Origin of the sequence: Paenibacillus paeoniae (assembly GCF_003388735.1) — a bacterium.
GTDB lineage: Bacteria > Bacillota > Bacilli > Paenibacillales > Paenibacillaceae > Pristimantibacillus > Pristimantibacillus paeoniae.
In genome coordinates, this window is the sequence record NZ_QUBQ01000001.1 from 937,015 (window position 1) to 951,967 (window position 14,953).

Annotated in this window: 12 protein-coding genes; all 12 read left to right on the plus strand. The window is 47.1% G+C overall.

Annotated elements, in window-relative coordinates:
- Positions 1-37 precede the first annotated feature (37 nt).
- The 12 genes from murD (at position 38) to DX130_RS27390 (ending at position 14,636) form a co-directional block, all read left to right on the plus strand.
- Entirely contained in the window at positions 38-1,468 is a 1,431-nt protein-coding gene (murD, locus tag DX130_RS04115; RefSeq protein ID WP_116043051.1) for a UDP-N-acetylmuramoyl-L-alanine--D-glutamate ligase, read from the plus strand.
- 44 nt (positions 1,469-1,512) lie between these two features.
- Positions 1,513-2,610 (plus strand): stage V sporulation protein E, encoded by a 1,098-nt coding sequence (spoVE, locus tag DX130_RS04120; RefSeq protein WP_116043053.1) that lies wholly within the window; start codon positions 1,513-1,515, stop codon positions 2,608-2,610.
- A 5-nt stretch (positions 2,611-2,615) separates the two neighbouring features.
- Positions 2,616-3,728: an undecaprenyldiphospho-muramoylpentapeptide beta-N-acetylglucosaminyltransferase gene (gene murG / locus DX130_RS04125; RefSeq protein ID WP_116043054.1), complete on the plus strand. Its 1,113-nt coding sequence runs from the start codon at positions 2,616-2,618 to the stop codon at positions 3,726-3,728.
- A 158-nt stretch (positions 3,729-3,886) separates the two neighbouring features.
- On the plus strand, positions 3,887-4,792 hold the full coding sequence (gene murB / locus DX130_RS04130) for a UDP-N-acetylmuramate dehydrogenase (RefSeq protein ID WP_116043056.1): 906 nt from the start codon (positions 3,887-3,889) through the stop codon (positions 4,790-4,792).
- Positions 4,793-4,807: 15 nt separating this feature from the next.
- Complete coding sequence (murA, locus tag DX130_RS04135) at positions 4,808-6,085, plus strand: UDP-N-acetylglucosamine 1-carboxyvinyltransferase (RefSeq protein ID WP_116043058.1); 1,278 nt, start codon at positions 4,808-4,810, stop codon at positions 6,083-6,085.
- A 220-nt stretch (positions 6,086-6,305) separates the two neighbouring features.
- On the plus strand, positions 6,306-7,076 hold the full coding sequence (locus DX130_RS04140) for a cell division protein FtsQ/DivIB (protein ID WP_116043059.1): 771 nt from the start codon (positions 6,306-6,308) through the stop codon (positions 7,074-7,076).
- A gap of 296 nt (positions 7,077-7,372) precedes the next feature.
- Positions 7,373-8,620, plus strand: coding sequence for a cell division protein FtsA (gene ftsA, locus DX130_RS04145; RefSeq protein WP_116043060.1), 1,248 nt, complete (start codon positions 7,373-7,375; stop codon positions 8,618-8,620).
- 18 nt (positions 8,621-8,638) lie between these two features.
- The gene (gene ftsZ, locus DX130_RS04150; protein WP_116043062.1) at positions 8,639-9,757 is read left to right on the plus strand and encodes a cell division protein FtsZ; all 1,119 of its coding nucleotides are present in this window, start codon (positions 8,639-8,641) and stop codon (positions 9,755-9,757) included.
- A gap of 534 nt (positions 9,758-10,291) precedes the next feature.
- On the plus strand, positions 10,292-12,019 hold the full coding sequence (locus tag DX130_RS04155; RefSeq protein ID WP_116043064.1) for a hypothetical protein: 1,728 nt from the start codon (positions 10,292-10,294) through the stop codon (positions 12,017-12,019).
- Between the two features lie 45 nt (positions 12,020-12,064).
- On the plus strand, positions 12,065-12,823 hold the full coding sequence (locus DX130_RS04160; protein WP_116043066.1) for a hypothetical protein: 759 nt from the start codon (positions 12,065-12,067) through the stop codon (positions 12,821-12,823).
- Between the two features lie 990 nt (positions 12,824-13,813).
- Positions 13,814-14,077, plus strand: a complete 264-nt coding sequence (locus DX130_RS27385) for a hypothetical protein (RefSeq protein WP_420818504.1) — start codon at positions 13,814-13,816, stop codon at positions 14,075-14,077.
- Positions 14,078-14,456: 379 nt separating this feature from the next.
- A complete protein-coding gene (locus DX130_RS27390) occupies positions 14,457-14,636 on the plus strand; it encodes a group II intron maturase-specific domain-containing protein (RefSeq protein ID WP_476703820.1) in 180 nt (59 codons plus the stop codon).
- Positions 14,637-14,953 lie beyond the last annotated feature (317 nt).

Genomic DNA, 14,953 nt, shown 5'->3' on the forward strand with positions numbered 1-14,953 from the left:
AGAGCCGCTTCCTGCATCCATAGAAAGGGATGTCGTTATGAATCATCCGTCAACCTATCGTGACAAACGTGTCGTTATTTTGGGTCTTGCCAGAAGCGGCGTCAGCGTGGCGAAGCTGTTCCACAAGCTGGGCGCAGATGTCATCGTAAATGATAAGAAAGAGACATGTCCCGAAGCGGACGAATTGACCGCTTTGGGCATTTCTGTGCTATGCGGCTACCATCCGGACGATCTGATCGACGGGCGAACCGCGCTGTTGGTCAAAAATCCAGGCATTCCGTATTCCGCTCCGCCGGTGCGTCAAGCGCTTGATCGCGGGGTAGAAGTGATTACGGAAGTCGAAGCGGCGTATTGGCTTTCACCTGCTCCGATCATCGGGATTACAGGCTCCAATGGCAAAACGACTACAACAACACTCATCGGCAAGCTGCTTGAGGCGGCGGGTAAGAAGCCCATCGTCGCAGGGAATATCGGCTTGCCGTTGTGTGATGCAGTAGAGGAAGCAGAAGAGGACGGCTGGATTGTAGCGGAGCTGAGCAGCTTCCAGTTGAAAGGCACATCCGCATTCCGTCCCCGGATTGCGCTATTGCTGAATCTCGCGGAGACGCATCTGGATTATCATGGCGATATGGAGGATTATATCGCCTCTAAGCGTAAGCTGTTCGCGAATCAAGAAAGCGGAGATACCGCGGTTCTGAATTGGGATGATGAAGCTTGTCGGACCATTGCCGAGGAGCTCTCCTCCGATGTGCTGCCATTCTCGCTGTATGAGCGGCTGGAGACGGGGGTATGCGTGGAGCCTCCGTACAGCCGAGACATTCTGACAGAGAGAGCGGAAGAGCCGAGACGCATGATCGTGTACCGCCGCTCGGCTTCGGAGGGCGGTGAGACTGTTATCATGCCGGTCGATACGCTTGGCATTCCAGGGCGGCACAATACGGCTAATGCGCTTGCGGCTATTGCAGCTGCGCTTGCTGCCGGGGCTCCGCCTGAAAGACTCGCGAGGCCGCTGGAGCTCTTCAAAGGTGTCGAGCATCGTCTGGAATTTGTCCGCGAGCATAATGGAGTCAAGTTCTACAACGATTCCAAAGCAACCAATCCGACCGCTTCTACGATGTCGATCCGCTCACTCAAGGGTCCGATTATACTCGTTGCAGGCGGGCTGGACAGAGGTTCTGACTATATGGAGCTGCTGCCTGTATTCCAAGGCTTGAAAGGGCTGGTCGCTCTGGGTGAGACGAAGGAGAAGCTTCTTCGCGTTGCAGAGCTTGCAGGTTTAGCTAATGCCCATTCGGTGAACGCTGAGAGTGACGCCGAGGGCACGCTTAAGGAAGCGGTCCGGCAAGCGGCTGCGCTGGCAGAGCCGGGCGATATCGTCCTGCTGTCGCCTGCGTGCGCGAGCTGGGACATGTTTGCATCCTATGAGCAGAGAGGGAGCATTTTTAAGCAATCGGCGCATACCTTGTAAGTAGGGGGCCTGTCCCTACTTTCCCATGCTAAGAGGTGTTCGCGATGGCAAAAGCGCGGTCTGCCCCGGATATTTGGCTGCTTGCGGCAATAGGGCTTATTCTAGCGATCGGTATTGTAATGGTGTATAGCGCGAGCGCTGTGCTCGCTTTCCATGAGTTCGGCGATCGGTTTTATTACGTGAAGCGACAGCTATTGTTTGCCGTATTGGGCGTAGGTGCGTTACTATTTACTATGAACGTTCATTATTCCGTCTGGAAGAAGTGGGCGCCTATGGCCCTTATCGTATGTTTTGGATTGCTCGTTATTGTACTTATTCCCGGCGTGGGCGTCGTTCGCGGCGGAGCGCGCAGCTGGCTCGGCATCAGCTCCTTCGGCATCCAGCCGTCCGAGTTTATGAAGCTGGCTATGATCCTGTTTCTATCGAAATGGCTGTCAGAGAAACAGCAGACTATTACCCACTTTACCAAAGGACTGATGCCGCCGCTTGGGCTCGTTGGTCTTGCATTCGGCATTATTATGCTTCAGCCGGATCTTGGCACAGGCGCGGTTATGGTAGGCGCATCGCTTATTCTAATCTTTACGGCCGGGGCCAGATTATCTCATCTGGGCGGACTTGCGATGATCGGCGTCGTCGGTTTCGTCGGCCTGATTCTTGCTGCTCCTTATCGTTTGAAGCGCATTACGTCCTTCTTGGACCCATGGGCGGATCCGCTTGGCGGCGGCTATCAAATCATTCAATCGTTATTTGCCATCGGGCCTGGCGGTTTAGTGGGACTCGGACTTGGCATGAGCCGTCAGAAGTTCAGCTATTTGCCTGAGCCTCAGACGGATTTTATCTTTTCTATTCTGGCGGAGGAGCTTGGCTTTATTGGCGGCGCCGCCCTTATACTATTATTCCTGGTGGTCGTCTGGCGTGGTATCCGCGCTGCAATCGCAGCGCCAGACACGTTCGGCAGCCTGCTCGCGGTCGGGATTACCGGCATTATCGGCGTGCAGGTGCTCATCAATATTGGTGTCGTCATCGGCATGATGCCCGTAACCGGCATTACGCTGCCGCTGGTCAGCTACGGGGGATCATCGCTCACTCTGCTGCTGACGGCGCTCGGCATTTTGCTGAACATATCCCGTTATTCGAGGTGAAGATTATGCGTATCGTGTTGACCGGTGGAGGAACCGGCGGCCATATTTATCCCGCGGTCGCCGTAGGCAAGCATATGTTACAGAACGATCCGGACACGAAGCTGTTATATATTGGCACGGGAAAAGGAATGGAGAGCAAGGTCGTACCGGAGCAGGGCATTCCGTTCGAAGCGATTGAGATTACCGGTTTTCGCCGGAAACTGTCATTCGAGAACGTGAAAACCGTAATCCGTTTCCTGAAAGGAGCTCAGCGCTCCAAATCACTGCTACGCGAATTCAAGCCGGATGTCGTTATTGGTACGGGCGGCTACGTATGCGGCCCTGTCGTCTATGCGGCGGCCAAGCTCGGCATTCCGACGTTCATTCATGAACAGAACGCCATTCCAGGCTTGACCAATCAATTCTTATCCCGCTATGCCGATCATGTCGGCGTCAGCTTCCCGGAGTCGACATCGCAGTTCCCGAGGGCGAAGGAAACGTCCTTCACGGGCAATCCATGTGCGTCCCACGTGCTCCGAGCCGTTCCAGGCAGGGGGCTTCAGTCTTTGGGCTTGGCTCCGTCCACACGCCTCGCACTGGTTGTGGGGGGAAGCCGCGGAGCTCGTGCTTTGAATGAAGCCATAATCGAGATGGCTCCAATGCTGAATCACATTGGGGACGCCCAGATCGTCTTCGTAACGGGCGAAATCTATTATGAATCGACGAAGTCGCGTATCGCTGAAGAAGCGCCTGAGGCTCTTAAGAAGCTTACACTGGTGCCGTATCTTCATAATATGGCTGAGGTGCTTAAGGACGCTGCGCTCGTTGTCAGCCGATCTGGAGCCTCTTCCCTGGCAGAGATTACAGCGCTGGGATTGCCGTCTATTCTGATCCCGTCGCCTAATGTGACGAACAATCACCAGGAGGCGAATGCGCGCAGCCTAGTATCGGCCGGAGCCGCTGAACTGTTGCTGGAGAAGGATCTGTCCGGCGCAGCGTTGCTTCGTCTGATGGAGGAGCTGCTCGGTGATACAGTCCGCATGAAGGCAATGTCGTCGTCTACGACGAAGCTGGCTGTGCCCGATTCGGCAAACCGTATTGCGGCTGCGTTGATGCAAATGGAGAGCAAGCGCCGATAGGCGGATGAACTGGGCGATTGTCACACAACGCAGCAAGAGGGCATAGGATACCTTATATTCGTGACCGACACCAACGGGAGCGTAAGATCACATAACAGCGGCCCTAAGAGAGCCGCAGCGAACGGCATGATATGCAGCATTGAAGGAGGTAGTCGCAGATGGAAGCACTTATAGCGGAGCTTGAGCAAGCGAATCTTGGAACACTATTATTTGACGAACCGCTAACGAAACATACAACATGGAAAATCGGCGGTCCCGCCGATCTATTAATCCTTCCCGCAGGAAAAGAGCAACTTATTGCCATTGTAAAACTGCTGATTAAGCATGGGCAAAGCTGGACCAATCTGGGTCGCGGCTCCAACATGCTTGTTAGCGACAAAGGTATTCGCGGCGTTGTGATCAAACCGGCCAATGGTCTCGATTACGTGCGTTTCGAAGGGGCGACCGCTATTGCAGGCGCGTCTTATTCATTTATCAAGCTGTCGGTTATGGCAGGCAAGCAAGGCTTGACGGGACTTGAATTCGCAGGGGGAATTCCGGGCACGGTCGGCGGAGCCGTCTACATGAACGCTGGAGCGCACGGATCGGATGTGTCACGTATTTTCAAATATGCTGACATTGTACTGGAAACAGGAGAATTGGTTCGTTATGAAGCAGAGGAAATGCGCTTTGATTACCGTCATTCCGCTCTTCACGAGATGAAGGGCCTGGTCGTGGAAGCGGCGTTCGAGCTGGCGGAAGGAGATCGGATGGAGATTGCATCCGCTATGGCCTCCTATAAGGAGCGCAGGCTGAGGACTCAGCCCCTGCAGCTTGCTGTAGCAGGTAGCGTATTCCGCAATCCGCCTGGCGATTATGCGGCGCGGCTGATTCAGGAAGCCGGACTGAAAGGATTCCATATCGGGGAAGCGCAAGTATCCGAAATGCACGCCAATTTTATTGTCAACACCGGGCAAGCGACAGCTAGAGATGTTCTCGCCCTTATGTCCCATATTCAGAGCACTGTAGAGCAGCGTTTTGGCGTCAAGCTGGTGCCGGAGGTATTGGTAGTGGGCGAGCGGTAATTCGGAGGTGATACATTGGACAAATTGGTGATTGAAGGCGGGAAACCACTCTCAGGAACCATAGTTATCCAAGGAGCGAAAAATGCCGCCTTGCCGATATTGGCTGCCAGCTTGCTGGCGAAAGGCACGACGACGATCGATTCCGTGCCGCATTTGCTGGATATCGATGTCATGTTGAACATTTTGCGCGAATTAGGATGCCGTGCCGAGCATACGGGCAATACGGTAGTGCTGGACACAACCTCCGCGCATACGTCCCATGTGCCGGAGAGCTTGATGAAACAGATGCGTTCCTCCATATTTCTTATGGGGCCGCTGCTGTCTCGCTTCGGCGAAGCGCAGGTCTATCAGCCTGGGGGATGCGCGATAGGCGAGAGAAAGATTGATTTGCATTTGCAAGGCTTGCAATCGCTTGGCGCGGAGATCGTGGAAGTCGGCAACCGCATTGTATGCCGGGCAAGCAAATTAACGGGAGCAGACATACATTTGTCCTTCCCAAGCGTCGGAGCTACGGAAAACATTATGATGGCTGCCGTTCTGGCAGAGGGGCGTACAACGCTAAGCAATGCCGCGCGCGAGCCGGAAATACAAGACTTGCAGCGATTCTTGAATGCGATGGGCGCCAAAATTATGGGAGCGGGCACAGATACCATTACCATTGATGGCGTCGATCAGCTTACTCCTTGTAGATACAAGGTTATTCCTGACCGTATCGTCACGGGAACCGTTATGGTGGCTGCCGCGGCTACGCGCGGCCAGGTCACGCTCCAGGAAACACAGCCCGCCCATTTATCCTCGCTTATTCATGTGATGCGCCGCGCAGGTGTTCAAATCGTCGTCGACGGTGATATAATAAAGGTCGGCAGCTCTGCCAGACCAAAAGCAGTAGAGAGAATTGTCACTTCGCCCTATCCGGCGTTTCCGACCGATCTTCAATCTCAGATCATGGTATTGCTGTCGCTGGCCGATGGAGTCAGCATATTGAAAGAAACGATTTTCGAAGGCAGGCTTAAGCATGTGGATGAGCTGTCGCGCATGGGAGCTGACATCCGTGTCGATCTGAACGCGGCATTTATACGGGGTGTGCCTCGCCTGTATGGAGCGACGGTAGAAGCGACTGACTTAAGGGCAGGAGCCGCTCTTGTTATCGCAGGACTTGCCGCGCAGGGCAGGACGGTGGTTGAGCAGGTTCATCATATCGACCGCGGCTACGACCGGATCGAGACGATGCTCACAAGGCTCGGAGCGCGTATATCCAGGTCTTCGCCTGTGCCGCAAGCACCTAATCATTAATTATATATGCTAGACTTCGGCCATATAGAAACGAATGGCGTTCCTGACTATCGATCATGGCAGGGATGACATCGGCTTTCATTGGTTTGTACCGCCAGCCTGGAGCGCATGCTTCTGATGCGGGGGTTGCTTGCCAACGGTTAAGCTAATGCTTCCGAATGTGGGTTTGCTCACGCAAACCCTGAGGAAGCCTTCGTTTCACAGAAAAGAGGGACAAGTTATGAGCACACAAATGCCTGTGCTAAAGGAACCACCGCGTAAACGCAGAGGCAATAAAAAGCTGCTTGCCGTTCTATTTCTATTATTTATCGCACTGCTTTCCGTACTTTTCTTTAACTCATCCATTAGCAAAATATCGGAAATTCAAATTTCCGGCACGCATTTCACCACGACGGAGCAAATTGCCGGAGCTTCGAAAGTTGAAGTGGGGGAGGCATTCTTCCAGATCGCGTCGTCTGATATATCTTCCAACGTCAAGGCATTGCCTCAAGTGGAAGAGGCGAAGGTGATGAAGGTATTCCCGGGGATTGTCAAGATTATGGTGCAGGAATATCCGGTCGTCGCATTCGAGTTGTCCCCGCAAGGGGATTTGACAGCGCTATTATCGAACGGGACGAGCGTATCGGCGCAGCAAGAGGGCTCTCAACTGCTGGACAAGCCGGTATTATCCGGATGGGAGACGAACGATCCCGTGAAGCTGGAGCTGACAAAACAGCTTGCACTTATTCCGGCCAAGCAACTGCTCGATCTGTCCGAGATCTCGCCGATTCCTTCGAAGGCGTATCCTGATCGCATCCGCATGTACACGCGCACCAAATTTGAAGTGATTACGGCCGTATCCGTACTGACGGAGAAGATAGATGCTTTGAATGCGGTTATTGAGACACAGGAGCCGGGCAAAATTACGATGCTGCTCGCTGATACGTACGTTCCTTTCCATACGGGGGAAGAGGGAGAGGAGTCTTATACAGAAAAAGTGGAATCTGAGTAAAAAGAGACTACTAAATTCCTTGAAAGAATGGTAGAATTTTATTTACGATGTTTCTGAGAATAGGCATAACCATGCGCTGCGGGCGGCGGCGCAATGTCCATTCAGCTTCCTTTCTACATTAGATAAAACAAATAATCAGGCATAAAAGCCACGCTTCGACAACGCTTCATGAAAGTTATGAAAAATTTGTTGAAAAAAGAGGGAAAATATTAAGAGCGTTGAATAAGTAGAGAGACTTACTCATATTCACAACATAAAATGTACTCATTATTATTTAGGAACGGAGGTGCCGCGAGTTGAGCAGCAATGACATCATCGTCAGTTTGGACATCGGTACATCCAAGGTTCGTGCTATTATTGGCGAGATGAACAATGGAGCCATTAATATTATTGGAGTTGGATCTGCCGACTCAGAGGGTATACGCAAGGGAGCAATCGTCGATATTGATCAAACCGTGCAATCGATTCGCAACGCTATTGAGCATGCGGAGCGTATGGTCGATATTCAGATATCCGATGTTTATGTCGGTATACAAGGCAATCATATTGGATTGCAGACCAATCATGGCGTTGTTGCCGTATCCAATGAGGATCGAGAAATTGGAGAAGAAGATATAGAGCGCGTGCTTCAAGCAGCGAAAGTCGTAGCGCTGCCGCCAGAGCGGGAAATTATCAATCTGGTGCCGAAGCAATACTTGGTGGACGGCCTTGAAGGAATATCCGATCCTCGGGGCATGATCGGCGTAAGACTTGAAGTTGAAGCAACGATTGTGACAGGAACAAAGACAGCCATACATAATTTGATGCGCTGTGTGGAGAAAGCGGGTTTGCGCATTTCCGGCGTCATCCTATTGTCGCTGGCTTCCGGCGTTATGTCGCTAACGAAGGATGAGAAGATCATCGGAACGGTACTTGCCGATATTGGCGCTGCCTCTACGACGATTGCTATCTATGAGCAAGGCGGCTTGGCCGCCATAGCGACGCTGCCGATTGGCGGCGAATTCGTCACGAACGACATTGCGTATGGTTTGCGTACACAAAGCGATCAAGCGGAGAAGTTCAAGCTGAAATACGGATGCGCCATCGTAGCTGACGCTGCGGAGGATGTGAAATTCAAAGTAACCCGTATGGGCAGCAACGTAGAAAAGGAATTTTCTCAAAGAGATTTGGCTAGCATCATCGAGCCGCGGATGCAGGAGATCTTCCAGTTGATCCGGCAAGAGGTGCGCCGTTTAGGTTATGGAGATAAAGTAAACGGATATGTGCTGACAGGCGGCGCGGTAGCTCTTCCTGGCACGCTCGCTCTAGCCCAGATAGAGTTGGAAAGCTCAGTACGTACAGCGTTGCCAGATTATATCGGAGTGAAGGATTCTGCCTATAGCAGTGGTGTGGGTATGATTCAGTATGTGTCGAAGTATATGGGCGTTCGAGGCGCTGGCGCAGTGAAGAAGACTTCGGCGCCAAGCCGCAAAGCGGGCCCTGCACCTTCATCTAAACCCGGTATGTTCGAGCGGATTAAAAATATGTTTAACGAATTTATTTGAACTGGGGGAAAATGAGAGATGTTGGAATTCGATTTGGAGCTTGAACAGCTCGCTCAAATAAAAGTAATAGGCGTAGGCGGCGGTGGCAGCAATGCCGTGAACCGAATGATCGAAAACGGTGTAAAAGGCGTAGAATTTATTACGGTGAACACCGACGCGCAGGCGCTGCATCTAGCGAAATCCGAGCACAAGCTTCAGATCGGCGACAAGCTGACTCGGGGGCTTGGCGCAGGTGCTAACCCGGATGTAGGTCATAAAGCGGCGGAGGAATCCCGTGAGTTGATTATGAATCAACTTAAGGGCTCCGACATGGTATTTGTTACGGCAGGTATGGGTGGCGGCACCGGTACTGGCGCAGCGCCGGTAATCGCGGAGATCGCCAAGGAATGCGGCGCTCTAACAGTTGGCGTCGTAACGCGTCCTTTCACGTTCGAGGGACGCAAGCGTACTGGTCAGGCGGAGCAAGGAATCGAGGCGTTGAAGGAGAAAGTCGACACGCTAATTGTTATTCCGAATGACCGCTTGCTTGAAATCGTAGATAAAAAGACACCAATGCTGGAGGCATTCCGCCAGGCTGATAATGTCCTGAGACAAGCTGTACAAGGCATCTCTGATCTTATTCAGGTTCCCGGCTTGATCAACCTTGACTTCGCCGATGTCAAAACCATTATGACTGAACGTGGTTCTGCTCTTATGGGTATTGGCATTGCGACTGGTGAGAACCGTGCGGCTGAGGCTGCTCGCAAAGCGATCATGAGCCCGCTTCTGGAGACATCTATCGATGGCGCTCGCGGTGTTATTATGAACATCACAGGTGGCAGCAATTTGTCCCTGTATGAAGTCAATGAAGCTGCAGAGATCGTGATCTCCGCATCTGATCCGGATGTGAACATGATCTTTGGTGCCATCATCGACGAAGAATTGAATGATGACATCAAAGTAACGGTTATCGCGACTGGATTCGAAGCGAAAGCCAATACACAGCATGCTCGCAGAGGCGTTCAACAAGATGCGGGTCAGCAGGAGTCGAAATCTTCTTCCAATCCTTCGGGCGTCAAGCCTTTCGGTGTAGGAAGCTCGAGCGACCAACTGGAAATTCCAGCGTTCCTGCGCAAGCAGCCGCGTTCTGACAGATAATTGTTTGGATACGAATAATTTGTCGGATTAAGCTATCTATAGTAGTGAATGCGCAGTTACTATTAACTAACGTTATTAAATAAGAGAGTTTTCTTTTTTTCAAACTAGTCATATTAAGGTTTAAAAACGTGAATTTGTACCTTGTTGTGCAATTAATCACGAAACCTTAAGTATGGCTAGTTTTTTGTTATTGCTAAAAAGCAAGTTTCGCACCAACATTACGAGTGTAGCAGTTGATGTTACCCACGCAATTAAAACCACGTTCTTAGCAATTGTTAAAGACTCAGATTCCTCCCGATGCATGTAGAATTAGATGCATCGTGTTTTTAGGAAGAAACTAGTAATCTCCTTTATTTAGATATTAGTTTTCCAATAGTGTTTATTTTAATCTCTATGTTACATTTAGGAAGCTATCCCAAAAAAAATTTATTTTATTGCAACTATGTTGTCCTTAATGGTGTTCTAGTAGAAGAAGCTTATATGGGAGTGTATCCTTTGGTAAGATTCCCAAAACTAAGTAGGAAGGATGATTAGATGAAGATAAGATATTTAGTTACTGGAATTTGTATAGCTATCATTACTATACTTGTATTATATAAAAGTGATAAGGGTGAAGAAATAAGTCCATCTGTTTTCAAAGGAAGCTACAGTAACTACAGTGCAAATGATTTTATTAAATTGATAACTTATAGCCAAAACCAAGATGGAGGTTATCCAAGACTAAATGAGTTTGACACGAAGTATGATTTGTATTATCTATTTCATTTAATACTCATACAAAAACAGCTTGGACTAGAGTTAAATCATAATGAAATAGCTAACCTTTATCAGTATTTAAGAATAGGTTTTTTGAATAATGAATATACAAGAATATATGAATATTATTATTTTGCTATGATCTTTGAATCAAATATAATAGTTGATTCTGAAGTAAAGGATAAACTAATTGATTGTATAAGTGCATTAAGAATGAGTAATGGTTTCTATTCTTACGATAGTGATGAGATTAAGAGTTTTAATGATGATGAAAGTCAGTATTACTTATCTACTAGTATGGCGATGGAAGCATATAAAGTACTAAGATATAGTGCAGTTGACCCTAACTTAAACAAATGGTTAGAGGAAAAGATGAAGCACTTAGATAAACTTGATATAAAAAATTCTGGACATTTATTGTTATTAATCAAATTGTCTGACTTAATAGAAGTCAATTATGATAAAAAAATTTTAGAGGAGAAGACTGATAAGTTAATTTATGATTTAGAAAATGGATTAACTGAGGAATCTCTAGTATTTTTAGATCCAATAATTGAGCTGGCTTACAAGAACAACAAGATAAAAGAACTTACTTTTGTATACGATTTTATTGTAAATCTTCAAGATAATCAAAATGGTTGGTTTAAAAACGATTCAGAATCTAATGTTAATGTTTTACCAACTTATATTGCTTTAAAGTATTTTAATTACTTGAACCTAGAAATCCCTAATATGCTATCTCTCAACAAGAAACTTAATGAGTATAAGATCGGAGATATTCCTTTTTATTATCAAAAAGGCTCGTCTGATCTATTAAGCACCTACTATGTAAAAAAAATAATAAAAGAAACTAATAGTAATGAACTTAATGATAATACTGATTATTCACAAAATGTAGACTTCTCCAGAATGCCTGTTGTAAATAAGTTTTTTTATTTTGGTCAAGTTAATGAAAGTGTACTTGAAAAGCATAAGGAACTACTGCTTAATTTAACCATAAAGGATCTTGATACAAGTATAGAGCAAAATAATTTCGCTGATTTGTACTATACTTTGTTGAATTTAGAATCATTAAGATATGAAATTAATGGTGATGATATTGAAGAAATAGAAAAAAAGATTATTGAAAATATTGATCTAAAATTAAATGATAATTCGCATTCATATGATCTAAACGATCTAATTAAATCATATTATAAATCAGCTATAATAGATAATTTAGGCCTCGATATTGATATTAGTAGTGATATTGATTTATTAGTTGAGGTTATAGAAATGAAAAATCCTTTATACACTGATCTCATTGATATGAATTATGAATTAGAAGTGTACTTGGATATTTATGAGCTATTAAGAAAATTAAATATTACATTTAATAATTCTATGTTAATTCAAAAAATAACGGAGGCAACTACCTTTTATGGAGTTATTAAATCAGGAACAGGTAAATTTGCTTATATTAGTTATAAAGTTACATATGTTTCACTAGTTAATAATTTACTTTAGTCGTAGCAACAATGCATTACAAAATATATTCTAAGGAGCGTATTTATGAAAAAAAAGTTATTGGCATTAATTGTATTCGTTGTCTTGATCTCAGTATCAGTTCAATCGTATGCTGCGAAAGGAGTAGATCCAATTACCAAGCTGACTTTAACTAAAGGTGAGTCAATGGATGTGAAGGAAACGATTAATAATGGGGTTAAAGTGTATCTGATATCGAATAGCAATAAAATAGTTGACAAAAATGAAGCAGCAGAATTACTTCATAAGTATGTTCAAACAAAAGTTGAAGCTGAAGCACAGTCTGAGAAGATATCAACTCAAGACATAGGTAATTGGAAATGCGGAATAGTAGTTACAAAAAAAGGATACAGCACTCAAAATGGTCTAGCTTCTAATACATCTTCCGCGAAGGATTGTACTTATACAAATGTTTTTGCGATTCCTTTTCAAACTTATGGAAGAGAAATTGAAAAGGGTAGCCAACTGGCAAACTGGGCAGGGGCTGTTCCAAGATATCCTGATAAAATTGTACTAAGACAAACAACTACTTATAGTGGTATTGCTATCGCTCCTGTCTGGCCCCCTCAATTAGTTATTACTGGTTCAACTGGGCTATGGGAGAGTCTTCCAATAACAGGTGAATATACTGGTTCAGCTGAAAGATTAGGTTCAAAAACCTATACTAGTAATTGGTTTGGTAGCTATTATCCAACAGCTGAAGTAAGAGATAGTGCTGATATTTATATTGGTGGTAATATCTATAGGCCAGAATCAATTATTGAATTTAAAAAGGTTTATTTATAATCAAATAGATTTATAGTAATGCATTGTTGCAAACATTACGAAAACATTAAATGTTAAACTAATCAATACTTTCAATTATAATTTGTTCAAGAAACTCGTATCGGGTGAAAATAATAACTTGTAAGATTAATAGCCAGTCGTCTGTATTCATTGACGACTGGCTATTTTGTGTACGCCAGCATGGGCGTCATCTCTAGGGTGAAAGTCCCGAACGGGGGCTGGCGAACGCCTACCCGTTAGTAAAGAGTAAAGGTGTCAGGCCGCGAGGTGGAATCTGAGGGAAGCTGGAGGCACATGCACGAGCCGAGGTACACGAACTGGATTTGAGGTAATGTTAGCTGGATGAGTCATCTCAACACGACGAAGTCCGAAGTCGCAAGAGCTAACTCTGTAGTCTCCGGTGGTTGTGGGCAAAAAGATTGCGTTCATATCTGGGGAAACATGCGAAGTTACTTCGTAGCTGCGGCTGAGAAGTCGCGCTGAATCCGTAGGAGTCAGCAGAGGGCATAGTACAGGAGTACGGGACGCCGGAAACCGAAGGGCTGAATCGAAATGAGTGAGTTTGCATGTAAAGCAGAGAGGGCAGAATATCTCGTAAGATAGCTTGCGACAAAGAGAATCGGTGCAGCCGCTAGGGTATACCAGAGCGTTGATTTCTTCGTCGGCACAAGTAGTCCCTTTCTCGCGAAGCCAATCACGACTTGTTGTAGGACATGCTTAAAGGAGATAACCTCAGAATCGCCTACAAGCGAGTGGTACAAAACGGAGGCGTCCTCGGAGTAGACAGCGTAACGGTAACGCATCTACAATCTTACCTGAACACACACTAGGAACTGGTGAAAATCGAACTTCTCGCGGGCTCGTACAGACCCATGCCTGTCAAACGGGTGGAAATCTCCAAACCCGGAGGTAGCATGAGGCTGCTCGGCATCCCGACCGTCATGGACTGCTTTCTCCAACAAGCACTTCTACAAGTGAGGAATTTGATCTTTGATGCAGAACTACGGCTTTCGCCCCGGGAAGCGAACGCATGACGCAGTGAAGCAGGCCCAGGGCTACATCCAAGAAGGTTTTCGATGGGATGTAGATATGGAATTGGCCAAATTCTTTGATCGAGTAAACCATGATATGTTCATGGCAAGGGTGTCACGGAAAGTGGCGGACAAGCGTGTATTGGAACTCATGCGTACTTATCTAAACGGAGGAGTTATGGCAAATGGCGTGTTTGAGAAAACGGGAGAAGGAACACCGTAAGGTGGACTGCTAAGTCCGCTCTTGACAAACATTCTGTTGGATGACTTGGACAAAGAGCTGACCAAACGAGGGCTGCAGTTGTTCGCTGTGCGGACGACTGCAATATTTTTGTTGCCAGCAAACGCGCAGGTGAACGCGTTATGGATTCGGTTACACGCTTTGTAGTAGGAAAGTTGAAACTGGAAGTGAATCGAGAAAAGAGCGCGGTAGATCTGCCTTGGAACCGAAAGTTTTTCGGGTTTAGTTTTCTAAAGGACGCGACGATTCGCCGCAAACCATCTCGCGATTTAAAGAGAAGGTGCGTGAGCTAACGAGCCGAACACGATCGATGCCGATGGAGTCCCGAATTTCGCAGCTCAACCGATAACTGATCGGCTAAATAGGCTATTTCCGACTCGCGCCCGCAAAAGGCTACTGCGAGAGATTCGACCAATGTATTCGTCGCAGGTTACGCATGTGCTTATGGAAGCAATGGAAACGGGTGTGTACCCGAATCCGAGAACTTCGGGCAATTCTTGTCCCAGATTGGGCTTGCCGAGTGATGGCTAATGCTAGGTGAGGGGCATGGAAAATGTCTCGAAACACAAACAATGCCCTTCCGACTTCCTATTGTGAAGGGAAAGGGCTGGCTGAAACGTTTACTTTCTCGTTATTTGGAGCTTTGTTAACCCTATGGAACCGCCGTATGCGGACCCGCATGTACGGTGGTGTGAGAGGACGGAGGCTCGGCGCCTTCTCCTACTCGATTAGTTATTATAGAATTGACTTATGGTTCGGGCAAGTCCGAATTTAGGTATAAAATCTTCAAATTGAAACCTATTTATAAAGTGTCCATCTAGACCGAGATTTATGAAGAAATTGTTGTTTTACACAAGC